The sequence below is a fragment of the Streptomyces liliiviolaceus genome, from assembly GCF_018070025.1.
GTDB lineage: Bacteria > Actinomycetota > Actinomycetes > Streptomycetales > Streptomycetaceae > Streptomyces > Streptomyces liliiviolaceus.
On record NZ_JAGPYQ010000001.1, the window covers coordinates 2,601,149 to 2,623,522 of the forward strand.

17 protein-coding genes are annotated in these 22,374 nt (G+C 69.7%); 4 read left to right on the top strand and 13 right to left on the bottom strand.

The annotated features are described in order from the left end of the window. Positions 1 to 269 precede the first annotated feature (269 nt). Positions 270 to 794 carry a universal stress protein gene (locus J8N05_RS11475; protein ID WP_210882367.1) on the top strand — a complete coding sequence of 175 codons (525 nt, stop codon included), beginning with the start codon at positions 270 to 272 and terminating at the stop codon, positions 792 to 794. Positions 795 to 1,200: 406 nt separating this feature from the next. Here J8N05_RS11475 and glmS read toward each other — a convergent pair whose 3' ends face one another. Together glmS and J8N05_RS11485 are read right to left on the bottom strand one after the other, a co-directional pair. Then, entirely contained in the window at positions 1,201 to 3,018 is a 1,818-nt protein-coding gene (gene glmS, locus J8N05_RS11480; protein WP_210882369.1) for a glutamine--fructose-6-phosphate transaminase (isomerizing), read from the bottom strand. Positions 3,019 to 3,030: 12 nt separating this feature from the next. Continuing rightward, positions 3,031 to 3,288 carry a hypothetical protein gene (locus tag J8N05_RS11485; protein WP_210882371.1) on the bottom strand — a complete coding sequence of 86 codons (258 nt, stop codon included), beginning with the start codon at positions 3,286 to 3,288 and terminating at the stop codon, positions 3,031 to 3,033. A 163-nt stretch (positions 3,289 to 3,451) separates the two neighbouring features. Here J8N05_RS11485 and J8N05_RS11490 point away from each other — a divergent pair, with 163 nt between their 5' ends. Continuing rightward, complete coding sequence (locus tag J8N05_RS11490) at positions 3,452 to 5,044, top strand: purple acid phosphatase family protein (protein ID WP_210890139.1); 1,593 nt, start codon at positions 3,452 to 3,454, stop codon at positions 5,042 to 5,044. Positions 5,045 to 5,446: 402 nt separating this feature from the next. Here the strand turns inward: J8N05_RS11490 and J8N05_RS11495 are convergent, their stop codons facing one another. Then, complete coding sequence (locus tag J8N05_RS11495; protein WP_210882372.1) at positions 5,447 to 6,304, bottom strand: DUF4429 domain-containing protein; 858 nt, start codon at positions 6,302 to 6,304, stop codon at positions 5,447 to 5,449. A 62-nt stretch (positions 6,305 to 6,366) separates the two neighbouring features. On the opposite strand from J8N05_RS11495, the gene J8N05_RS11500 reads away from it, so the two are divergent. After that, complete coding sequence (locus tag J8N05_RS11500) at positions 6,367 to 7,980, top strand: beta-N-acetylhexosaminidase (RefSeq protein WP_210882373.1); 1,614 nt, start codon at positions 6,367 to 6,369, stop codon at positions 7,978 to 7,980. A gap of 87 nt (positions 7,981 to 8,067) precedes the next feature. Here the strand turns inward: J8N05_RS11500 and J8N05_RS11505 are convergent, their stop codons facing one another. The 10 genes from J8N05_RS11505 to J8N05_RS11550 form a co-directional block, all read right to left on the bottom strand. Beyond that, positions 8,068 to 9,858 carry an IucA/IucC family protein gene (locus J8N05_RS11505; RefSeq protein WP_210882374.1) on the bottom strand — a complete coding sequence of 597 codons (1,791 nt, stop codon included), beginning with the start codon at positions 9,856 to 9,858 and terminating at the stop codon, positions 8,068 to 8,070. Then, positions 9,855 to 10,430, bottom strand: a complete 576-nt coding sequence (locus J8N05_RS11510) for a GNAT family N-acetyltransferase (protein ID WP_210882375.1) — start codon at positions 10,428 to 10,430, stop codon at positions 9,855 to 9,857. The genes J8N05_RS11505 and J8N05_RS11510 overlap by 4 nt, the downstream gene beginning before the upstream one ends. Then, positions 10,427 to 11,722, bottom strand: coding sequence for a lysine N(6)-hydroxylase/L-ornithine N(5)-oxygenase family protein (locus J8N05_RS11515; protein WP_210882376.1), 1,296 nt, complete (start codon positions 11,720 to 11,722; stop codon positions 10,427 to 10,429). Before J8N05_RS11515 ends, J8N05_RS11510 begins: the two co-directional genes overlap by 4 nt. After that, positions 11,706 to 13,148 carry a lysine decarboxylase DesA gene (desA, locus tag J8N05_RS11520; RefSeq protein ID WP_210882377.1) on the bottom strand — a complete coding sequence of 481 codons (1,443 nt, stop codon included), beginning with the start codon at positions 13,146 to 13,148 and terminating at the stop codon, positions 11,706 to 11,708. Before desA ends, J8N05_RS11515 begins: the two co-directional genes overlap by 17 nt. Positions 13,149 to 13,368: 220 nt before the next feature. Then, positions 13,369 to 14,415 (bottom strand): ABC transporter substrate-binding protein, encoded by a 1,047-nt coding sequence (locus tag J8N05_RS11525; protein WP_210882379.1) that lies wholly within the window; start codon positions 14,413 to 14,415, stop codon positions 13,369 to 13,371. Between the two features lie 246 nt (positions 14,416 to 14,661). After that, the gene (locus tag J8N05_RS11530; protein ID WP_210882380.1) at positions 14,662 to 15,549 is read right to left on the bottom strand and encodes a hypothetical protein; all 888 of its coding nucleotides are present in this window, start codon (positions 15,547 to 15,549) and stop codon (positions 14,662 to 14,664) included. A 170-nt stretch (positions 15,550 to 15,719) separates the two neighbouring features. Beyond that, positions 15,720 to 16,880: an acyl-CoA dehydrogenase family protein gene (locus J8N05_RS11535; RefSeq protein WP_210890140.1), complete on the bottom strand. Its 1,161-nt coding sequence runs from the start codon at positions 16,878 to 16,880 to the stop codon at positions 15,720 to 15,722. Positions 16,881 to 16,891: 11 nt separating this feature from the next. Next, positions 16,892 to 17,851 carry a hydroxymethylglutaryl-CoA lyase gene (locus J8N05_RS11540; RefSeq protein ID WP_210882382.1) on the bottom strand — a complete coding sequence of 320 codons (960 nt, stop codon included), beginning with the start codon at positions 17,849 to 17,851 and terminating at the stop codon, positions 16,892 to 16,894. After that, a complete protein-coding gene (locus tag J8N05_RS11545) occupies positions 17,848 to 20,037 on the bottom strand; it encodes an acetyl/propionyl/methylcrotonyl-CoA carboxylase subunit alpha (protein WP_210882384.1) in 2,190 nt (729 codons plus the stop codon). The genes J8N05_RS11540 and J8N05_RS11545 overlap by 4 nt, the downstream gene beginning before the upstream one ends. Positions 20,038 to 20,051: 14 nt before the next feature. Continuing rightward, complete coding sequence (locus J8N05_RS11550) at positions 20,052 to 21,668, bottom strand: carboxyl transferase domain-containing protein (protein ID WP_210882386.1); 1,617 nt, start codon at positions 21,666 to 21,668, stop codon at positions 20,052 to 20,054. 90 nt (positions 21,669 to 21,758) lie between these two features. On the opposite strand from J8N05_RS11550, the gene J8N05_RS11555 reads away from it, so the two are divergent. Continuing rightward, positions 21,759 to 22,370 (top strand): SACE_7040 family transcriptional regulator, encoded by a 612-nt coding sequence (locus J8N05_RS11555; RefSeq protein WP_210882387.1) that lies wholly within the window; start codon positions 21,759 to 21,761, stop codon positions 22,368 to 22,370. Positions 22,371 to 22,374 lie beyond the last annotated feature (4 nt).

Genomic DNA, 22,374 nt, shown 5'->3' on the forward strand with positions numbered 1-22,374 from the left:
GCCCCTGACGGGCGGGGCTGCGCCCTTGCCTCGGGGGGAGGGGCGGCTGAGGGTGTGCTGTGTAAAACGGCTGTACGGGGCAGCAACCGTTGCGTTATAGGCATTCTCTCGGGCATGCTCCGGGGAACCCTCCCGCGGCGAGAGCGGGATCTGGGCAGAGGAGGCGTGCCGCCGTACCCTTGGGGGTATGGGGTTGGGAAGATGATTCCCGGACACAGCTCCGCAGCTCCTGTCGGCCCACCCAAGAGGATCCGAACGCCGAGACACCCATGGCCGGTCACGAATTCGAACCCGCGGACCGCAAGCGCCCCGTCGCCGATCACACGGCGGCCGAGCCCTTGGCGGCGGAAGAGACACGCCAGTCCTGCGACCCAGCCTTCAAGCACGGTGTCGTCGTGGGCTTCGACGGCTCGACATCCAGTGAGCGCGCCCTCGCGTACGCGATCGGCATGGCCAGCCGCTCCGGATCGGGCCTGATCATCGTGCACGTCGCGAACCGGCTGCCCACCACGGTGTGGGCCGGCTGCGAGCCCCCCGTCTTCGTCGACGTGCCGGACCACCGCACCGAGGTGCTCGGTCTTGAGCTGGCCTGCGCGGAGTATCTGGCCGAGGTCCCGTGGATCCTCGTCGAGCGCGGTGGCGACATCTGCCACGAACTCGAAGAGGTGGGGCGGGAGTACGAGGCCGACGCGATCGTGGTGGGGTCGACCCACGGGATCGTCGGGCGCATCTTCGGGTCGGTCGCGGGGCGGTTGGCCAAGCGGGCGCAGCGGCCCGTGGTCGTCATTCCGTAACCCGGTCCGTAACTCGGCTTCGCCCCAGGTGACATGCGTCCCGGGGCGTGGCAACCGCCTTTCGTGGCACGGCAAAACTACTCATGCGTAGATGTGTTTGTGTGCTTGTGAAGGGCATATAGGCAGCAGGTTTGCCGTAGTTGTACGGCGCCGGTGAGTGTGTACGTGCTGCCGGCCGGAGCGTGACGGTTACCGGTGGTGGGCAGCCAGCCGGGGTTTTGGGCGGCCCCGGCGCGTGAACGGACCCCCGCGTGTCTGGTGGCGACACGTGGGGGTCCGTTCTGTTGAGCTGCCTCTGCGGGCCGGTGGGGGTTGCTCGCGCCGTTCCCCGCGCCCCTAAGGGGCTGCGCCCCCCAAAGGCGAAAGACTGCGCCGTTCCCCGCGCCCCTTAGGGGGCCGCCGGTGGCTACTCCACCGTTACCGACTTTGCCAGGTTCCTCGGCTTGTCGATGTCTCGGCCGAGGGCCAGGGCCGTGTGGTAGGCGAGGAGTTGGAGGGGGATGCCCATCAGGATCGGGTCCAGTTCGTCCTCGTTCTTCGGGACGAGGATCGTCTGGTCGGCCTTCTCCTGGTGCTCGTGGGCCACGGCGAGGATCTTGCCGCTGCGGGCCTTGATCTCCTCCAGGGCCGCGCGGTTCTTCTCCAGCAGGTCGTCGTTCGGGACGATCGCGACCGTCGGCAGCGCGGGCTCGATCAGCGCGAGCGGGCCGTGCTTCAGCTCCGAGGCGGGGTAGGCCTCGGCGTGGATGTACGAGACCTCCTTCAGCTTCAGGGAGGCCTCACGGGCCACCGGATAGCCGCGTACGCGACCGATGAAGAGCATCGAGCGGGCCTCGGCGTACTGTTCGGCCAGCTTCTTGATCTCGTCCTCCTGGTCGAGGATCTCCGTGATCTGGCCGGGCAGCTTGCGCAGGCCCTCGATGATCCGCTTGCCGTCGGAGACCGACAGGTCACGGGTGCGGCCCAGGTGCAGGGCGAGCAGCGCGAAGGCGACCGTGGTGTTGGTGAAGCACTTGGTGGAGACCACGCAGACCTCGGGCCCGGCGTGCACGTACATGCCGCCGTCCGCCTCGCGGGCGATGGCCGAACCGACCACGTTCACGATGCCGAGGACCCTGGCGCCCTTGCGCTTCAGCTCCTGCACGGCGGCCAGCACGTCGTACGTCTCGCCGGACTGGGACACCGCCACGTACAGCGTGTCGGGGTCGACGACCGCGTTGCGGTAGCGGAACTCGGATGCGGGCTCGGCGTCCGCGGGGATACGGGCCAGTTCCTCTATCATCTGGGCGCCGATCATGCCCGCGTGGTACGAGGTGCCGCAGCCCAGGATCTTCACGCGGCGGATCTTGCGCGCCTCGCGGGCGTCCAGGTTCAGCCCGCCCAGGTGCACGGTCGAGAACCGGTCGTCGATCCGGCCGCGCAGTACCCGGTCCACGGCCTCGGCCTGCTCGTGGATCTCCTTGTGCATGTACGTGTCGTGGCCGCCCATGTCGTAGGAGGCGGCCTCCCACTCGACGGTGGTCGGCTCGGCCGTCGTACGGGTGCCCTCGGTGGTGTACGTACGGAAGTCGTCGGCCTTCAGCGTGGCCATCTCGCCGTCGTCGAGCGTGACGATCTGGCGGGTGTGGGTGACCAGCGCGGCGATGTCCGAGGCGACGAACATCTCCTTCTCGCCGATGCCGAGGACGACCGGGGAGCCGTTGCGGGCGACCACGATGCGGTCCGCGTGGTCGGCGTGCATCACGGCGATGCCGTACGTGCCCTCGATCAGCCGGAGGGTCTCGCGGACCTTGTCCTCCAGCTTCTCGGCCTGCGAGCGGGCGATGAGGTGCGTGAGGACCTCGGTGTCGGTCTCCGAGAGGAACTCGACGCCCTCCGCCTCCAGCTTCTTGCGCAGGTCGGAGGCGTTGTCGATGATGCCGTTGTGGACGACCGCGACCTTGTTGTCGGCCGACATGTGCGGGTGCGCGTTCTCGTCGGAGGGGGCGCCGTGGGTGGCCCAGCGGGTGTGGGCGATGCCCGTGGTGCCGGCGAAGCGCTTGGGGACGCGGGCCTCCAGGTCACGTACGCGGCCCTTGGCCTTGACCATCTTCAGACCGGCCGTCTTCGGTGACGTCACGACGAGACCGGCCGAGTCGTAGCCGCGGTACTCCAGGCGCTGCAGGCCCTCCAGGAGGAGCGGCGCCACGTCGCGCCGGCCGATGTATCCCACGATTCCGCACATACAGAGAAGTTCCTAGCCGTAGACGATGCGGCGCACCTGCCGGAGCGAGAGCTCGGGCGGCGCGACCGCGCGGTATTCGAGGTCCGCCGTGATCCGTTCGAAGATCGCCGAGTTGACCAGGCCCTGCGCCTGGAGCTCCCGGTGGCGGCGACGGACGTAGTCCTCCGTCGTCTCGTCGAAGTAGGCGAGCACGTCCTGGATCACCCGCAGTGCCTCGCCCCGGCTGAGGGGCGAGGAACGCGTCAGGTGATCAACAAGGTCGTCGTGCACCCGTTGATCCTGGGGTAAAGCGCGGGTAATCGCAAGGATCCTGCCCGATTTCGGGCAAGAGGCTGTTGAAACTCTTATGGGAGCCTGTTCGGGGCCTGTTCACCCCGCGGCCCGCGGACGGATGGTTGCCGGGAGCACCTTTCCAGCCATGGACATTCCACGTATGGGGATCCCCGAGCGGCTCGCCGGGCGCATGAGCATGGCCGAACAGCACGAATATCTGCACTCCAGATTCTCCCGGCGCACGATGATCAGGGGCGGGGCCGTCACCGTGGGCGCCGTCGTGGGTGGCGCGTTCCTGCCGGGGGCGAGTGCGCAGGCCGCCGTGCCGGGGGCCGCGCGGGGTGCCGCGACCGCGTCGGCGTCCGCCGCCGGGAAGGTCGACGGGGCGCTGGTCGCGCCGTTCGGCCGGCACCTCGCGTACGGGGCCGACGCGCGGACCGGGATGACCGTCTCCTGGCAGGTCCCGGTCGCCGTGCGGAAGCCGTACATCCGGATCGGTGCCCATCCGTGGGACCTCTCCCGGAAGATCGAGGCCGAGGTCCGCACGCTCTTCACCCCCGCCGGGGTCGGAGCCAGTGGCGATCACACGCAGTACTACCTGCACGCCGAGCTGAGCCGGCTGCGGCCCGGGCGTACCTACTACTACGGCGTCGGGCACGAGGGCTTCGACCCGGCCGAGCCGCGGTTCGCGGGCACGATCGGGACCTTCACCACCGCGCCCGCGCACGCCGAGCCGTTCACGTTCACCGCCTTCGGCGACCAGGGCGTCAGCTACCACGGGCTCGCCAACGACAGCCTGATCCTGGCGCAGGGTCCTGCGTTCCACCTGCACGCCGGAGACATCGCGTACGCGGATCCGTCCGGCATGGGCAAGAAGGAGGACACCGGGTACGACTCGCGGACCTGGGACCAGTTCCTCGCGCAGACCGAGTCGGTCGCCAAGCAGGTGCCGTGGATGGTGTCGTACGGCAACCACGACATGGAGGCCTGGTACTCCCCGAACGGCTACGGCGGCGAGGAGGCCCGCTGGCGGCTTCCCGGGAACGGGCCCGACAGCAAGAACCTGCCCGGCGTCTACACCTTCGTGCACGGCAACACGGCGGTCATCTCGCTCGACGCCAACGACATCTCCTTCGAGATTCCGGCCAACCTCGGGATCTCCGGCGGTACGCAGACCAGGTGGCTGGAGACGCAGCTCAAGAAGTACCGGGGGGAGAAGGGGATCGACTTCATCGTTGTCTTCTTCCATCACTGCGCCTACTGCACGTCCACCGCGCACGCGTCCGAGGGCGGGGTGCGGCAGGAGTGGGTGCCGCTGTTCGAGAAGTACACGGTCGATCTGGTGATCAACGGGCACAACCACGTGTACGAGCGGACCGATGTCCTCAAGGGGAACGCGGTCGCCAAGGAGTTGCCGATCGGCGGGACCGCGTATCCCGAGACGGACGGAGTCGTGTACGTGACCGCGGGGGCGGCGGGGCGGAGTCTGTACGCGTTCAGTGCGGACGAGTCGTACGAGGGGCATGTGAAGGACGACGACTCCGTGTCGTCCTTCGTGTGCCTGGCGGACGGGGGGCGTGAGCAGGAGACGGTCGCGTGGTCGCGGGTCCGGTACCTGGACTACTCGTTCCTGCGGGTGGATGTGACGCCGGCCGGTCGGGGGCGGCTTGCGACGCTGAGGGTCACGGGGATCGCGGAGACGGGGGAGGAGGTCGACCGGTTCACTGTGGCGCGGGTTCGCTCCGCTGGGTGAGGCTGATTGTCGGCTGCGGGTGCGTGGGGGTCGGCCGCGCAGTTCCCCGCGCCCCCAAAAAGGCCCACGTGCGGGCCGGTGGGGGCTGGCCGCGCAGTTCCCCGCGCCCCTGAAAAGCGGGGCTGCGCCCCTGCTTTTCCCGTGGCGGGCAGGGCGCAGGGCGTGTCCACGCGTCTGCAGCCGCGATACGAGGGCAGGGCGCAGCCCGCCCCGAGGGGCGCGGGGAACGGCGCGCTCAACCCCCACACACCCGCAGGTGCGATACGCGGGCTGGGCGCAGCCCGTCCCGAGGGGAGCGGGGAACTGCGCGAATGGCCCCCACCGGCCCGCACTTGGCCTTTAAGGGGCGCGGGGAACTGCGCGGCCAGCCCCCACCGGGCCCGCAGCCTCCCCCCCCCGCAACTACATCCCCCGCAGAATCGCCTGCTTGGCCAGAGTGAATTCCTCCTCCGTCAGGACGCCCGAGTCGCGTAGGGCGCCCAGTTCGCGGAGGCGGCGGAGGAGGGCGTCGTGGTCCACCTCCGGCGGGGCGAGTTGCTTCGCGGGAGTGGGCGTCGGAGCCGACGGGTGGGGGAGGCGGGCCTGGACCGCCGCCGCCACCAGTGCCATCAAAGGGTCCTTCTTGAAGCCCCACAGTTCGACCGCGTTCGGGTCGTACTTCGGCGGCGCCTTCGTCGGGGCGCCCCGGACCGTGAAGCGCAGATGCCCGTTCTCCAGCCCCACCGACGGCTGCCACTCCACGGCCTGGATGTCCGCCAGCGCGAGCGTACGCGCGCCCGCGGCCGACTTGGCCTCCTCCGTCTTCCAGTTCCACTCCAGCCGGACCTGCTCCCCGTCGAAGCTCGCCGTGCCGTCCCCGGCGGAGACGGACAGCGGCACGGCGGGGCCCGGCACCAGATAGCGGTCGACGGCGGTGGTCGGCACCTCGTCGAGGAGCAGCGCGTTGCGGATCTCGTCCACGAAGTACTCGGCCACGCCGTAACGGTCCGACTCGACGGTCAGCTGGTAGGGGTCGGAGGCGTCCGTGAGCCTGCCCCCGGTCGCGTGCAGCAGCGGATCCGCGCCGTCCCGCAGCCGCAGCCTGAGCCGGCCGGACTTCTTGCCCTGCTCGAACGAGATCCCCGCCAACGCGCCCAGCGGGACCGTGAGTTCACCCAGGGACTTGCGCAGCACGCCCACGTTCTTGTCGCGGCCCGGCACCAGCCGCAGGGCGTCGCCGTCGAAGGTCCACGTGCCGTCCCGCTGGATGATTTCCGCCATGAGGGGGATTGTTTCACCGGCTCTGCGGGAGAGTGGTCTATACCCATTCGAAGGGAGCGCATGTGAGACAGCACAGAACGCCCCGTCTGCTCGGTACGCTGCTGCTCGTGGCAGCCGCCGGTATCTCCGTGGTCGGCGCGGCACCGTCCGCGCCCGACCCCACAGTCGACCGCACCGTCACTCCGCTGGGCCGGGTCGTCCCGGCACCCGCCTCGGTCGACCCGGGCGGCTCTCCGTACCGGATCACGAGCGGTACGCGCATCCGCGTGGACCGGTCGAAGGAGGTCCGGGACGTCGGCTCGTACCTCGCCGGGGTGCTGCGGCCGTCGACCGGCTACCGGCTTCCCGTCACCGACGACCCGGGCGGCGACGGCATCCGGCTGAGGATCAGTGAGAAGGGCACCGGGAGCCTCGGCGCCGAGGGGTACCGGCTGACCAGCGGGAAGGGTGCTGTCACGATCACCGCCCGCGAGGCCGCCGGGCTCTTCCACGGTGTGCAGACCCTGCGGCAACTGCTGCCCGCGGCGGTCGAGAAGGACTCGAAGCAGCCGGGACCCTGGGCCGTCGCCGGCGGCACCGTCATGGACACCCCCCGCTACGGCTACCGCGGCGCCATGCTGGACGTATCCCGGCACTTCTTCACCGTGGACCAGGTCAAGCGCTACATCGACCAGCTCGCGCTCTACAAGATCAACACGCTGCATCTGCACCTCAGCGACGACCAGGGCTGGCGCATCGCCATCGACTCCTGGCCGCGCCTCGCCACGTACGGCGGTTCCACCCAGGTCGGTGGCGGCGGGCCCGGCGGTTATTACACGAAGGCCCAGTACAAGGACCTCGTGCGGTACGCCGCCTCGCGGCATCTGGAGGTCGTGCCCGAGATCGACATGCCCGGTCACACGAACGCGGCGCTCGCCTCGTACGCGGAGCTGAACTGCGACGGTGTCGCCCCGCCGCTCTACACCGGCACCGAGGTCGGCTTCAGTTCGCTGTGCGTCGACAAGCCGGTGACGTACGACTTCGTGGACGACGTCATCCGCGAACTGGCCGCGCTCACACCGGGCAGGTACCTCCACATCGGCGGTGACGAGGCGCACTCCACCAGCCACGAGGACTATGTGGCCTTCATGGAGAAGGTCCAGCCGATCGTCGCCAAGTACGGGAAGTCCGTGATGGGTTGGCACCAGCTGACCGGGGCGGCTCCCGCGAAGGGCGCGCTGGCCCAGTACTGGGGTCTCGACGACACGAGCGCCGCCGAGAAGGAACAGGTCGCGGCGGCGGCCAGGAACGGCACCGGGATCGTCCTCTCGCCCGCCGACCGCGTGTACCTGGACATGAAGTACACCGCCGACACACCCCTCGGCCAGGCCTGGGCCGGGCTGGTGGAGGTGCGGCGGTCGTACGACTGGGATCCGGGCGACTATCTGCCGGGTGTCACCGGTTCGGCCGTACGCGGGGTCGAGGCGCCGCTGTGGACGGAGACGCTGTCGACCTCGAAGCACATCGAGTACATGGCGTTCCCGCGGCTGCCGGGCGTGGCCGAGCTGGGCTGGTCGCCCGCCTCGACGCACGACTGGGACACCTACAAGGTGCGGCTCGCCGCGCAGGCGCCCCGCTGGGACGCCCTGGGCATCGACTACTACCGGTCGCCGCAAGTGCCCTGGCCCGCACAGTAGTCACTGATCACGACCGAGTGCGACGGCGGGCGCCCCTGGGACCGTACATGGGGGCGCCCGCCTGCTGTGGGGGCTGCGGAACAGGTCCTACAGCCCGGCTATGGGGTTCTTCAGGGTGCCCACGAGCTGGAGGGCCCCGGCCGGGTCGGAGAGGTCCACCATCTGCTCGTTGTCGCGCAGCTGCAGCCGGTTGAGGCAGGACAGCGCGAACTCGGGCACGAACAGGTCGTACTGCCTGAACTTGTCCGCGAGTTCGGGCGCGGACGCCTGGTAGTCGCGTACGCAGTCGGCGACCGTCCGCCAGAAGTCGTCCTCCTCGATGACGCCCTCGGCCGCCAGGTTCGCCGCCAGGAAGCGGAAGAAGCAGTCGAAGACGTCGGTGAAGATCGACAGGAGTTTCTTGTCCTCGGGGACGTCGACGCGCAGCCGCTCGACCGTCGGCGGGAGCACCGCGTCCGGGTCCATGACGGCGATCTCCTCGGCGATGTCCTTGTAGATCGCCCGCTCGACCGCCCCGTCCCTGAGGACGAGGATGACGTTCTCGCCGTGCGGCATGAACACCAGGTCGTACGCGTAGAAACTGTGCAGCAGCGGAGTGAGGTAGGCGCGGAGGTAGCGGCGCAGCCACTCCACCGGGGTGAGGCCCGAGCGTTCGATCAGCGCGGCCGCGATCGAGGAGCCCTCGTGGTCCACGTGGACGAGCGAGGCCATGGTGGCCAGGGACTCGCCGTCGCCGAGCGTGGGGACCGGGCTCTCGCGCCACAGGGCGGCGAGCATTTTGCGGTACGGGGAGTAGCGGTCGGTGGCGGCCTCGTACTCCAGGTGCCGGTAGCCGACGGCCGCGCGTTCGCGGATGATCGACAGGCCGGTCGACCGCAGCACCGGGTCGTTGTCGATGAGCTGCGCCAGCCAGTCGTTGATGGCCGGGGTCGCCTCCATGTAGGCGGCGGACAGGCCGCGCATGAAGCCCATGTTGATGACCGACAGGGCGGTCTTCACATAGTGCTTCTCGGGCTCGCTCTTGTTGAAGAACGTCCGGATCGACTGCTGGGCCAGGTACTCGTCGCCGCCCTCGCCCAGGCACACCAGGTGCTGCCGGGCGACCTCGGCGGCGAAGGTCACCGTCAGTTTGTTCCACCACTGCCAGGGGTGGACCGGGATGAACAGGTAGTCGGCCGGGTCGAGGCCCTGGTCGCGGAGCGTGCCGTGGAAGCGGTCCACGGTCTCCTTGCCCAGCTCGCCCTGGAGGAACGACTCGTACTCGATGCCCACACCCGCCGTGAACGCGGCCCGCGAGCGGTGCGCGGCCAGCCACACCAGCCGTACCGGGCTCGCGGTCTCCGGCGCGTACGACAGGTACTCGTGGATGCCGAAGCCGAGCCGGCCGTTGTTGGCGACGAAGCAGGGGTGGCCCTCGGTCATCCCCGTCTCGATCTCCTGGAAGCCGCTCTTCGCCAGCTCGGGAGAGGTGAGCTGCGGCTTGGTGAGCTTGTAGCAGGTGCCGGAGAGGGTGGAGGAGATCTCCTCCAGGTAGACCGGCAGCACCTCGTCGCTCAGGCCGAGTGATTTTTTCAGCTCGATGAAGAAGTCCAGCGCAGCGAGGGGGAGTTCAGCGCCGTCACGGCTGCGGGTGATCGACTCGGCGTCGACCTGCCAGTGGTTGAGGGCGCGGCGGGTCGCGGTGAAGCGGTAGCGGGTCAGACCGTCGTCGCTGCGGACGGCGTACCCGGCTTTTTCGCCGGTGCCACCCTCGTCGAGGGGCTCGGGGGTGATCAGGCGCTCGTGGGCGAACTCGGCGAGGGCTTTGCGGATCAGGAGGCGATTGGCCCGGGCCCAGCGGTGGGGGGACAGATGCGCCACGGCGTCGGACAGGGTCACAGGGAAACTCCTCGGCTGGCCGGGCTGCGCCGGTTCAGGAACTGTTCGCGCGTGCAGAAGGACAGCAGCGCGCGCTTCTCCGGCTTCTCGATCTCGCGCTCGGGGACGAAACCGACGGTCTCGTTGAGCGCGTGGACCGCCTTGTTGGTGACATCGGGCTCGACGACGACCCGGCGGGTGCGGGGGTCGGCGAACAGCTCGTCCATCACGGCGGTGATGACGGCCCGGGTGAAGCCGTGCACGGGCCGGTCGGTGGGGGCGACCAGGAAGTGCATACCGACGTCACCCGGTTCGGGCTCGTACAGCCCGACGAGTTCGATGTACCGGGGGTCGTACTTCTCCATCAGGAACGCGGGCCGGCCGTCGTGCAGACCGAGATACGCGTGATGGTGCTCGTTGGCCGCGATGGCCATGTACTCGCGCTCGACGTCCTGCAGTTTCGCGTCCTGCATCATCCAGAACGCCGCCTTGGGGTCGGTCACCCAGGAGTGCAGCAGCTCCGCGTCCTTGAGAGGGTCGAGGGGGCGGATGGCGAGGGTGCCCACGCCGTCGCCCGTTCCCGGGGCGCTCATACGGCGAACTCCTGGAACGCGATGGACTTCTCCACCGGGTAGTACTCGGTGCCGAGCAGCTCCCGGATGATGTACGCGTTGCGGTACGCGCCCATGCCGAGATCCGGTGACGTCACCGAGTGGGTGTGGACGCCGGCGTTCTGCAGGAAGATCCCGCGGCCGGTCGTGTCGATGGCGTAGTTGCGCGCCACGTCGTGGTTGCCGTGCCCGTCGTAGCGGATCCGGTCGCGCACCGGCTCCAGGAACGCGGGCTCCACGTACTTGTAGCCGGTCGCCAGGATCAGGCCCTCGGACTGCAGCTCGTAGTCCGTCTCCTGCTCCTCCTGGCGCAGCCCCAGGGTGTACGTGCCGTTCTCGTAACCCGCTTCTTTCAGCGCCGAGTTGGTGAGCAGACGGGTGGGGACCGGGCCGCCGAGGTTCTTCTGGTAGAGCAGGTCGAAGATCGAGTCGATCAGCTCCCCGTCGATGCCCTTGAACAGGCCCTTCTGCTCCGACTGGAGGCGGTAGCGGGTCCGCTCGGGCAGCGCGTGGAAGTAGTCGACGTACTCCGGGGAGGTCATCTCCAGCGTGAGCTTGGTGTACTCCAGCGGGAAGAACCGCGGGGAGCGCGTGACCCAGTTCAGCCGGTAGCCGTGGACGTCGATCTCGCTCAGCAGGTCGTGGTAGATCTCGGCGGCGGACTGCCCGCTGCCGACCAGCGTGATCGACTTCTTGGCCTGCAGCTCCCGCTTGTGCTGCCGGTAGCGGGAGTTGTGGATGAAGTCCCCGCCGAGGTCCGCGCAGGCCTCCGGGACGTACGGGGGAGTGCCGGTGCCGAGGACGAGATGCCGGGCGCGGTACTCGTCACCGGCGGTGGTCCGCACGACATACACCTCGTGCGCGTCCTCGTACGTCACCTCCGCGACCGTCGTGCCGAAGCGGACACTCGTGAGTTTCGAGGCGGCCCAGCGGCAGTAGTCGTCGTACTCGACGCGCAGCGGGTAGAAGTTCTCGCGGATGTAGAACGAGTACAGACGGCCCGACTCCTTGAGGTAGTTCAGGAAGGAGTACGGGGACGTCGGGTCGGCCAGGGTGACCAGGTCCGACATGAACGGCGTCTGGAGGTGCGCGCCCTCCAGGAACATCCCGGAGTGCCACTCGAAGTCCGGCTTGGACTCCAGGAAGACTCCGTCGAGTTCGTCGATCGGCTCGGTGAGGCAGGCGAGGCCGAGGTTGAAGGGGCCAAGACCGATGCCGATGAAATCGTGTGCTGTGCGCACGGCGGAGTCAGCGGGTTCAGGAAGCGCGGTCAAGGGACTCTCCAAGGTACTGCTCGGCGTGGCCGGCGATCAGGTCGAGCACGGCGGAGATGTCGTCCGTCGTGGTCTCGGGGTTGAGCAGGGTGAACTTCAGGAAGTGACGGCCGCCGACCTTCGTCCCCGCGACCACCGCGTCGCCGGAGGCGAACAGGGCCTTGCGGGCGTACAGGTTCGCGCGGTCGATCTCGGCGGGGTCGGTGACGGCGGCCGGGATGTAGCGGAAGACGAGGGTGGAGAGGGAGGGGGCGACCACGACGTCGTAGCGCGGGTCGGCGGCCAGCAGCTTCCAGCCCTGCTCGGCCAGGTCGCAGACCTCGTCGAAGAGCCGGCCGATGCCGTCGGCGCCCATCGTCCGCAGCGTCATCCACAGTTTGAGGGCGTCGAACCGGCGCGTGGTCTGCAGGGACTTGTCGACCTGGTTGGGGATGCGCTCCTGCACCATGCGCCGCGGGTTGAGGTACTCCGCGTGGTAGGTGGCGTGCCGCAGGGTGGTCGCGTCGCGGACGAGGACGGCGGACGAACTCACCGGCTGGAAGAAGGACTTGTGGTAGTCCACGGTGACCGAGTCGGCGCGCTCGATGCCGTCGATGCGGTGCCGGTTCTTGAGCGAGGCGAGCAGTCCGCAGCCGTACGCGGCGTCCACGTGCAGCCAGGCGCCGAACTGCTCGCACAGCTCGGCGATCTCGGGCAGCGGGTCGATGGAGCCGAAGTCGGTGGTGCCGGCGGTCGCGACCACGGCCATCGGGATCAGGCCGTCCCGCCTGCAGCGCTCCAGCTCGTGGGCGAGCGCGACGGTCTGCATGCGCTTGTCGTTGCCGGTGGGGACGGTGACCACGGCGTCCTGGCTGAGGCCGAGCAGTTTCGCGGACTTCTTGACGCTGAAGTGGCTCGCCTCGGAGGCGAAGATCCGCAGTTTGGCGTACGAGTCGGACTTGGCCTCCTCGCGGGCGAGCAGCAGTGCCTGGAGGTTGGACTGCGAGCCGCCGGAGGTGAACACGCCGTCGGCGGAGCGGCCGAACCCGATGCGCTCGTTCGTCCAGTCGATGAGCCTGCGCTCGATGAGGGTGCCGCCGGCCGACTGGTCCCAGGTGTCCAGGGAGGAGTTGACGGCGGACAGGACCGCTTCGCCGACCACGGCCGGTATGACCACCGGGCAGTTGAGGTGGGCGAGGTAGCGGGGGTGGTGGAAGTAGATCGCGTCCCGAAGGTAGACGTCCTCCAGCTCGTCGAGCACCGCGGTGGTGTCGTGCAGTGGCTTGTCGAGGTCGATCCGGTCGATGCGGGGGGCGAGGGCGTCGACCGTGACGCCCGTGAACGGTCGTTCGGTGGTGGCGAGTTTGGCCGCCACCCGCTCTATTCCTTCGGTCACGGAACGGCGGTACCGGTCCGCGGTCGTGTCATTGAGCAGGTGCGAGCGCATGGGGGAGTCCTCCGGAGGGGCGGGAGAGGGACGGGCGCATGACGGGGCCGTGGGGGGCGGCGCTTAACTTAGGTTAGCCTAACCTAAGTTCCTGTGCTTGAGGGTGCGCCTCGCTATTCCTGTGACGCATGACTCTCGACTGGCTTGCCTGCGGGCCCGGTGGGGGCGGGCCGCGCAGTTCCCCGCGCCCCTTTCAGGGGCTTGCGCCCCTGATCCGGGCTCAGGCGACCTTCTTGGCCTTTTCGATGGCCTCTGCGAGGTTGTTGAGCATGGGGGTGCACTTGTCGTAGGAGAGGATCGGCTCGGGGGTGCGGCCGATGACCTGGCCGGCCTTGACGGCGGGCAGCTTCTTCCAGGTCGCCTCGGTGATGTCGGCGGGCTGGATGGTCGCGGTGCGGTCGTCCATGATGATGATGTCGGCCGGGTACTTGTCGACGTTCTCCCAGCTCAGGTTCTCGAACCAACCGCCGCTGGCCTTGAGGACCTTGGCCGGCGGCTCGACGAGGTTCACGCCGAGGGCCTTGAAGTACTCCAGGTCGATGGAGAGGTTCGAGCCGGACACGTAGAAGATGTCCTGGCTGGCGGAACCGGCGAGGACCTTGATCTCCGGGCGGGCCTTGGCGGCGGCGCGCAGCCGCTCGGCCGCCGCCTCGAAGTTCTTCTTCGCCTCGACGGTCTTGGCGGCCTTCACGTCCGCGCCCAGCGACTCGGCGAGCGCGAGCATGCGCTCCAGCGGCTTGGGCAGCTGACGGTCGTAGACGGAGATGCCGACGCTCGGGGCGAGCTTGGAGATCTTGTCCTTGGACTCCGCGGGGACGTACCAGAGGGTGCCGGCGTCGTCGAACATCGTGGAGATCAGCACGTCCGGGGCGAGCGTGGCGTACTTCTCGACGTTGAACTGGCCGTACACGTTGCCGAGGACCGTCACCTTGCTGACGTCCATGTCGCCGGCCTGGACGTCGGCCTTGCCGTCCTTCGTCTTCGTCGGGCCGAAGACGCCCTTGACCTCGATGCCGTAGTCGAAGAGGGCGGCGGCGACACCGGTGAACGCGACGATGTTCGCCGGGACCTTGTCGAGCTTCACGGTCTCGTCACGGTCGTCCTTGAACGTCCAGGGGCCGGACGAGGTGGCCTTCGACTTGTCCGCCGAGCCACCGCTTTTCGGGTCGTCGTCACCGCAGGCGGCCAGAACGGCACCGAGGCCGACGGCCCCGCCGGCGGCGAGGATGCCGCGTCGGGTGAGATGGGTGGCACGGGCGTTGGACATGGCGTGACTGCTTTCGAACAGGGTGGATGGCCCACCGGACGGATGCGAAGGTAGGTTAGCCTAACCTCAGCTCCTGTCCAGGAGACGGGTTCCACCTGCCGAAACGCCCGCGACGGCCCATCGGCCCCGCTGTGAACGGGCTGTGCGACCGCCCGCCGTGAGGCGAAGACAGCCGAGTTTCCTCGCCTCGCCGCTACCGGCCGTCGCCCTACGGGCGGCCGTGCGCAGGTCCGCGCCGGTGGCTCACTACGGCGCGAACAGTTCCTCCACGTCGACGGCCGTGACCGACCGGTCGAACCAGACGCCCAGGGTCTCCAGATCGGTGCAGCCGGTGATGCGCTCGTGGGCGGCTTCGGGGACGTCGATGCCGCGGAGGGTGAGGAGGCGGAGGATATCGTTGGTCCGACCGCGCGACTCTCCCTCGGCCAGGCCCTTGTTGATGCTCTCTTCGATCAGGGTCCCGCTGCCGGGGAAGCGACTGGTGTACGTGGCCATCAAGTTCCTCCAGAGTGCGCGCGTCCGGGGGTCACCCAGACCGATCTCAGTGAATTCCGCCCAGTCCTTCGCGATCTCGCCGCCGGTGTCGACGAGTGCCGTCGCCAGTGCGTCCAGTATCGCAGGGAGGGCCGGATCCTTGGCGTGGGTGAGTGCTGAGAAGACGGAGAGGCCGAGGTCCTGCGCCGCCTCGTCCGGGTCGATGATCGCGGGAAGGTTGTCGGGCCCCAGGACCAAGGGGAAGACGGCGATGCTGGTGTGGGTGGACGGGCCGATACGGATGGGCTCGGCCGCCCAGGACGCGGTGGTCTTGTCCTGACAGACGACAAGGAGGACCGGCGGCAGCTCGTACTTGGCGTAGAGGTGCGCCAGGTAGTACGTCCAGCTGTTGAGCTTGTCCGGGTCCCTGCGTCCCTGCATCTCGATGGCGAGCAGGTAACTCCCGCTGTCCGCCGTGTCGACCCGCAACAGGGTGTCCACGCGGCGTTCGAGAGGCCTGATCTCGGTGAGATCGGTGTCCAGGAGCTGGACTTCCGCGGGTTCGGGAAGAGTGATGCCAGCCTTCGGGAGGGCCCGGGCGAACAGCCGGGGATCCTCCCTGAAGATCTGGTGCATCGCCTCATGTGGTGAGCTGACCATGCGACGGAACGTAGTGAGCAGCGTTGCTGCCGGGCGGCCGAATGGCATGCGGTCAGTCGTACGAGTGACTTTTCCTCTGGCCTATGCCGAGGGCGCATATCAGGGCTTCGAGCTGGCGTCGGCCGATGGTGAGGGCGGTCAGGTGACGGGAGGCCGGGCGGGCGGCCCGGTCAGCCCGTCAGGCCCAGTTCTCGGGCGATCAGCATGCGTTGGACCTCGCTCGTGCCCTCGCCGATTTCCAGGATCTTGGAGTCTCGCCACATGCGGGCCACCGGGTACTCGTTCATGAAGCCGTAGCCGCCGTGGATCTGGGTGGCGTCGCGGGCGTTGTCGACGGCGATCGTGGAGGAGTGGAGTTTGGCCAGGGCCGCCTCCTTCTTGAACGGTTCGCCCGCGACCAGGCGGGAGGCCGCGTCGCGCCAGGCCAGGCGGGCCGTGTGGGCCCGCATCTCCATGTCCGCGATCTTGAACTGGATCGCCTGGTTCGCGCCGATCGGGCGGCCGAAGGCGTGCCGTTCCTTCGCGTACTTCACCGACTCGTCCACGCAGCCCTGGGCCAGGCCCGTCGCCAGGGCCGCGATCGCGATGCGGCCCTCGTCCAGGATGCGGAGGAACTGGGCGTAGCCGCGGCCCTCGGCGCCGAGCAGGTTCGCGGCCGGGACGCGGACGTCCGCGAAGGACAGTTCGCGGGTGTCCGAGGCGTTCCAGCCGACCTTGGAGTAGGGGGCCGCCACCGTGAAGCCCGGGGTGCCGGACGGGACGATGATCGAGGAGATCAGGGGCCCGCCGTCCGGCTTGCGGCCCGTGACCGCCGTGACCGTCACCAAGCCCGTGATGTCCGTACCCGAGTTGGTGATGAAGCACTTGGAGCCGTTGATCACCCATTCGTCCGTCGTCTCGTCCAGGCGGGCCGTCGTACGCGTCGCGCCCGCGTCCGAGCCGCCGTCCGGCTCGGTCAGGCCGAACGCGCCGAGCAGTTCGCCCGAGCAGAGGCGGGGCAGCCACTCCGCTTTCTGCTCCGGCGTCCCGAAGAGGTGGATCGGCATCGCGCCCAGCGACACCCCCGCCTCCAGGGTGATCGCCACCGACGAGTCGACGCGCGCCAGTTCTTCGAGGACGATGCCCAGCGCCAGATAGTCGCCGCCCATGCCGCCGTGCTCCTCCGGGAACGGCAGCCCGAACAGGCCCATGCGGCCCATCTCGCGGACGATCTCGTACGGGAACTCATGCCGCTCGTAGAAGTCGCCGATCTTCGGCGCCACGACGTCGTGGGCGAAGTCGGCGACCGTGCGCCGGAGTTCGTCCAGTTCCGGGGAGAGGCGGTGGTCCAGAGGCATGGTGGTCACTCCTTGTGGGAGAGGGCGCGGACGGTGCGGGACGGGCTGGGTCGGCCCAGTTGTTCGGCCATCCACACGCTGGTGGCGGTGAGGAGGCCGAGATCGACCCCGGTGTCGATGCCGAGGCCCGTCAGCATCCATACGAGGTCTTCGGTGGCGAGGTTGCCGGTGGCGCTCTTCGCGTACGGGCAGCCGCCGAGGCCGCCCGCGGACGCGTCCACGGTCGTCACTCCGTGCTGGAGCGCGGCCAGGGTGTTGGCGAGCGCCTGCCCGTACGTGTCGTGGAAGTGCACGGCCAGGGAGGGCGTGGGGATGTTCTCCTCGTTCAGCGCGGTGAGCAGCGCGGTCACGTGGCCCGGGGTCGCCACGCCGATCGTGTCGCCGAGGCTCAACTCGTCGCAGCCCATGTCGCGCAGGGCCCGGCAGACGCGTACGACCTGCGGGAGCGGCACCGGGCCCTCCCACGGGTCGCCGAAGCACATGGAGAGGTAGCCGCGCACGTGGGCGTCCTGCGCCTTGGCCCGGGCGACCACCGGCTCGAACATCGCCAGCGCCTCGTCGACGGTGCGGTTGAGGTTGGCCTTGGCGAAGGACTCCGTGGCGCTGGCGAACACCGCGATCCGGGACGCGCCGAGGGACAGGGCGCGGTCCAGGCCCCGTTCGTTCGGTACGAGGACGGGGAGCGCCGCCGTGCCGTCGGGGGCGCCTAGCTCCCTCACGAGCGGGAACAGCTGCTCCGCGTCCGCCAGTTGGGGCACCCACTTGGGGTGGACGAAGCTCGTCGCCTCGATGGTCGTGAGGCCCGCGGCGGCGAGGCGGTGGATGAACTCCGCCTTGATCTCCGTCGGGACGGTCGCCTTCTCGTTCTGCAGGCCGTCGCGGGCGCCGACCTCGTGGATACGGACCCTGGCGGGGAGGCCTTCGGCCGGTACGGCCATGGGCAGGCCGAGTTCGGGGGTCGTCATGCCTGTTCCTCCAGCGGTGCCGTCGGTTCCTGGGGCGCGATCACGGCCAGGACCTGGTCCATGGCGACCGTCGTGCCCGGGGTGACGTCCAGCTCGGTGACGGTGCCGGCGTGCGGGGCGGAGATGACGTGCTCCATCTTCATCGCCTCCACGACCAGCAGGCTCTGACCGGCGCTCACCTCGTCCCCGGCCGCCACCTTCACGACGGTGACCGTGCCGGGCATGGGGGCGGTGAGGGAGTCGGCGCCGCCGTGCGCGGCGCCGGAGAGGGAGGCGGTGACGGGGTCGTGGTCCATGACGTTCCACGCGTCGCCGTCGCGGCCGAGCCAGGTGCCGGAGCGGTGGAAGGTGTGGGTCTGGCCGTCCAGGTGGAGGGTGAGGGTGGAGGGGCTTTCTTCTTCCCCAGCCCCGCCCCTTCCCGAAACCGGGGGCCAGCCCCCGGACCCCCGAAGGGACTCGGCTGCGCCGCCTGCCACCCAGTGGCTGCTGGGAGGAATGACGGCTGCGCCGTCAGGCGCCCCGGAACCCGCGGCCTCGCCGTCGTCGTCCCCCAGCCTGACCTCCGTCCCCGACCCCGTGCTCCGTACCCGCACAGTCACGGCGTCGTGGCCCGGCACCCGCACATGGTGCACCGTCCAAGCCGCCTCGCCGCCCAGGCGCCAGCCGCTCGGCACGGAGAACGGATCGGTCCACCCACCCAGCCCGTCCGGCGTTTGAGGACGAGGGGTCCGGGGGCGCAGCCCCTGGTTTCGGGAAGGGGCGGGGTGGGGGAAGAGAGACGCCTGGCGCAGGACGCCCGCCGCCACGTACACCTCCCCGGGGACCGAATCCGAGACCAGCCCCTCCACCTCCCGCTCCACCAACCCCGTGTCCAGCTCCCCCGCCACCACCGCCGGATGGGCCAGCAGCTTCCGGAGGAACCCCGCGTTCGTCTGCACGCCCAGCGTCACCGTCTGCGCCAGGGCCGCGCGCAGGCGGCGCAGGGCCGTCGCGCGGTCGGGGCCGTACGCGATCACCTTCGACAGCATCGGGTCGTAGAGCGAGCCGACCTCCGTGCCCTCCGTCAGGCCGGAGTCGGTGCGGACGCCGTCGCCCTGGGGCTCGTACAGGCTCAGGATCGTGCCGCCGGACGGCAGGAAACCCCGCGCCGGGTCCTCGGCGCACACCCGGGCCTCGACAGCGTGCCCGGTGAACGTCACGTCCTCCTGGGCGAAGTCGAGACGTTCGCCCGCCGCCACCCGTAGTTGCCACTCCACCAGGTCGATGCCCGTGATCAGCTCCGTCACCGGGTGCTCCACCTGGAGGCGGGTGTTCATCTCCATGAAGTAGTAGGAGGCCGGGTCGTCGCCGGGGACGATGAACTCCACCGTGCCCGCGCCCGAGTACCCGCAGGAGCGGGCCGCCTGGACCGCCGCCTCGCCCATCGCGGCCCGCGTCTTCTCGTCGAGGAACACGCTCGGCGCCTCTTCGATGATCTTCTGGTGCCGGCGCTGGAGGGAGCACTCGCGCTCGCCGAGGTGCACCACGTTCCCGTGGCCGTCCGCCAGGACCTGGATCTCGATGTGCCGGGGGCGGTCGACCCATCGCTCCACGAGGAGGGTGTCGTCGCCGAAGGAGGAGCGGGCCTCACGGCGAGCCGCGGCGATCTCCTCCGGGAGCACGGCCGCGTCCCGTACCAGGCGCATGCCCTTGCCGCCGCCGCCGGCCGAAGGCTTCAGGAGCACCGGCATGCCGATCTCCCGGGCGGAGGCGGCCAGTTGTTCGTCGCTCAGGCCGCTGCCGGACGAGCCCGGTACCACCGGGACCCCGGCCGCCCGCACCGTCTCCTTGGCGCGGATCTTGTCGCCCATCAGGGAGATGGCGTCCGACGACGGGCCGATGAAGACCAGGCCCGCTTCCGTGCACGCCCGCGCGAAGTCCGCGTTCTCGGCGAGGAAGCCGTAGCCCGGGTGCACCGCCTGGGCGCCCGTCCGCGCCGCCGCCTCCAGCAGGCGCTCCGCGGAGAGGTAGCTCTCGGCGGCCGGGGCCGGACCGATGCGTACCGCCGTGTCCGCCTCGCGCACGTGCCGGGCGTCGGCGTCCGCGTCGGAGTACACGGCCACCGAGCGCACGCCCAGCGACCGCAGTGTCCGGATGACCCGGACGGCGATCTCGCCCCGGTTGGCCACCAATACCGTGTCGAACATCGTTGTGGGTTCCCTTACATCCGGAAGACGCCGAACTGGGGGTCGCCCAGCGGCGCGTTCGCACAGGCGGTCAGGGCCAGACCCAGGACCTGCCGGGTCTCCATCGGGTCGATCACACCGTCGTCCCAGAGCCGGGCCGTGGCGTAATAGGCGTTGCCCTGGGTCTCGTACTGGGTGCGGATCGGGTCCTTGAAGGCCTCTTCCTCGTCCGTCGGCCAGGACTCGCCCCGGCCCTCCAGCTGGTCGCGCTTGACGGTCGCGAGGACGGAGGCGGCCTGCTCGCCGCCCATCACGGAGATCTTGGCGTTCGGCCACATCCACAGGAAGCGGGGGGAGTACGCCCGGCCGCACATCGAGTAGTTGCCCGCCCCGTACGACCCGCCGACCACCACCGTCAGCTTCGGTACGCGCGTGCAGGCCACCGCTGTCACCATCTTGGCGCCGTGCTTGGCGATGCCCCCGGCCTCGTACTGGCGGCCCACCATGAAGCCCGAGATGTTCTGGAGGAAGAGGAGAGGGATGCCGCGCTGGTCGCACAGTTCGATGAAGTGCGCGCCCTTCTGGGCCGATTCGGAGAACAGGATGCCGTTGTTGGCGACGATCCCGACCGGGTGCCCGTGGATGTGCGCGAAGCCGGTGACGAGGGTCTGGCCGAACTCGGACTTGAACTCCGCGAAGCGCGAGCCGTCCACCACGCGGGCGATGACCTCGCGTACGTCGTAGGGGGTGCGGGAGTCGACCGGTACCGCGCCGTACAGCCCGGCGGGGTCCACCTTCGGCTCCGTGCCCTGCGTGACCGACCAGGGCAGGGGGGCGCGGTCGGGGAGCGTCGAGACGATCGTGCGGACGATCCGCAGGGCGTGGGCGTCGTCCTCGGCGAGGTGGTCCGTGACACCGGAGACCCGGGAGTGGACCTCGCCGCCGCCCAGCTCCTCCGCCGTGACGACCTCGCCGGTCGCGGCCTTCACCAGGGGCGGGCCGCCGAGGAAGATCGTGCCCTGGCCGCGCACGATGACGGCCTCGTCGCTCATCGCCGGGACGTACGCCCCGCCGGCCGTGCACGAGCCGAGGACGGCCGCGATCTGCGGGATGCCCGCCCCGGACATCCGGGCCTGGTTGTAGAAGATCCGGCCGAAGTGGTCGCGGTCGGGGAAGACCTCGTCCTGCATGGGGAGGAAGGCGCCGCCCGAGTCCACCAGGTAGACGCAGGGGAGGCGGTTCTCCAGCGCCACCTCCTGGGCGCGCAGGTGCTTCTTCACCGTCATGGGGTAGTACGTGCCGCCCTTGACCGTGGCGTCGTTGGCGACCACCACGCACTCGCGGCCCGCGACCCGGCCGATGCCCGCGATGACGCCCGCCGCCGGGGCCTGCCCCTCGTAGAGCCCGTCGGCCGCCAGCGGGGCCAGCTCCAGGAACGGTGAGCCGGGGTCGAGCAGCGTGTCCACGCGGTCGCGCGGCAGCAGCTTGCCGCGGGCGGTGTGCCGGGCGCGGGCCCGCTCACCGCCGCCGAGCCGGGCAGCGGCGAGCTTGCGCCGCAGTTCGCCGACGAGGGCGTGGTGCGCCGCCTCGTTGTTCCGCCAGGCCTCCGACGCGGGATCGGCCGCGCTGTGGAGCTCCGGTGCCTCGTGCATCCTGCGGTCCCCTCACGCGACAAGTTAATGAGCGTTAACGCGTTTCCTTCAGGTTAACGAGCGCTAACCATCCTGTCTAGAATTGCTTCCATGGCCACCAGAACCGACGCCCCCACCCGCCGCGAGCAGATCCTGAAGGAAGCCGCCCGGCTCTTCGCCGAGCGCGGCTTCCACGGGGTCGGCGTCGACGAGATAGGCGCCGCGGTCGGCATCAGCGGGCCCGGTCTGTACCGCCACTTCGCGGGCAAGGACGCGATGCTCGCCGAGCTGCTGGTGGGGATCAGCGAGCAGCTGCTGACCGGGGGAAAGCGCCGCGTGGCGGAGTCCGGCGGGAGCCCGGAGGCGCTCCTCGACTCGCTCATCGAGGGGCACATCGACTTCGCGCTCGACGACCGCCCGCTGATCACCCTGCACGACCGCGAGCTGGACCGCCTGCGCGACAGCGACCGCAAGCTCGTACGGCAGCTGCAGCGGCAGTACGTCGAGCTGTGGGTGGCGGTCGTACGGGAGATCCACCCCGCGCTGGCCGAGCCGGGCGCCCGTTCGGCCGTGCACTCGGTCTTCGGGCTGCTGAACTCCACACCGCATCTGGTGAGGCCCGGGTCGCTGCCCGGACGGGCGGGGACGGCGGAACTGTTGCACCGTATGGCGAGGGGCGCGTTCGCGGCGGCCGGGGAGCCCGGGGCGCCGGAGGTGCCCTGAGTGG

Bases quoted from the DNA above. Each gene is read 5' to 3' on its own strand.
- J8N05_RS11475 (WP_210882367.1), top strand. From the start codon at position 270: ATGGCCGGTCACGAATTCGAACCCGCGGACCGCAAGCGCCCCGTCGCC.
- glmS (WP_210882369.1), bottom strand. From the start codon at position 3,018: ATGTGCGGAATCGTGGGATACATCGGCCGGCGCGACGTGGCGCCGCTC.
- J8N05_RS11490 (WP_210890139.1), top strand. From the start codon at position 3,452: ATGGGGATCCCCGAGCGGCTCGCCGGGCGCATGAGCATGGCCGAACAG.
- J8N05_RS11495 (WP_210882372.1), bottom strand. From the start codon at position 6,304: ATGGCGGAAATCATCCAGCGGGACGGCACGTGGACCTTCGACGGCGAC.
- J8N05_RS11510 (WP_210882375.1), bottom strand. From the start codon at position 10,430: ATGAGCGCCCCGGGAACGGGCGACGGCGTGGGCACCCTCGCCATCCGC.
- desA (WP_210882377.1), bottom strand. From the start codon at position 13,148: ATGCGCTCGCACCTGCTCAATGACACGACCGCGGACCGGTACCGCCGT.
- J8N05_RS11525 (WP_210882379.1), bottom strand. From the start codon at position 14,415: ATGTCCAACGCCCGTGCCACCCATCTCACCCGACGCGGCATCCTCGCC.
- J8N05_RS11530 (WP_210882380.1), bottom strand. From the start codon at position 15,549: ATGGTCAGCTCACCACATGAGGCGATGCACCAGATCTTCAGGGAGGAT.
- J8N05_RS11540 (WP_210882382.1), bottom strand. From the start codon at position 17,851: ATGACGACCCCCGAACTCGGCCTGCCCATGGCCGTACCGGCCGAAGGC.
- J8N05_RS11545 (WP_210882384.1), bottom strand. From the start codon at position 20,037: ATGTTCGACACGGTATTGGTGGCCAACCGGGGCGAGATCGCCGTCCGG.
- J8N05_RS11550 (WP_210882386.1), bottom strand. From the start codon at position 21,668: ATGCACGAGGCACCGGAGCTCCACAGCGCGGCCGATCCCGCGTCGGAG.
- J8N05_RS11555 (WP_210882387.1), top strand. From the start codon at position 21,759: ATGGCCACCAGAACCGACGCCCCCACCCGCCGCGAGCAGATCCTGAAG.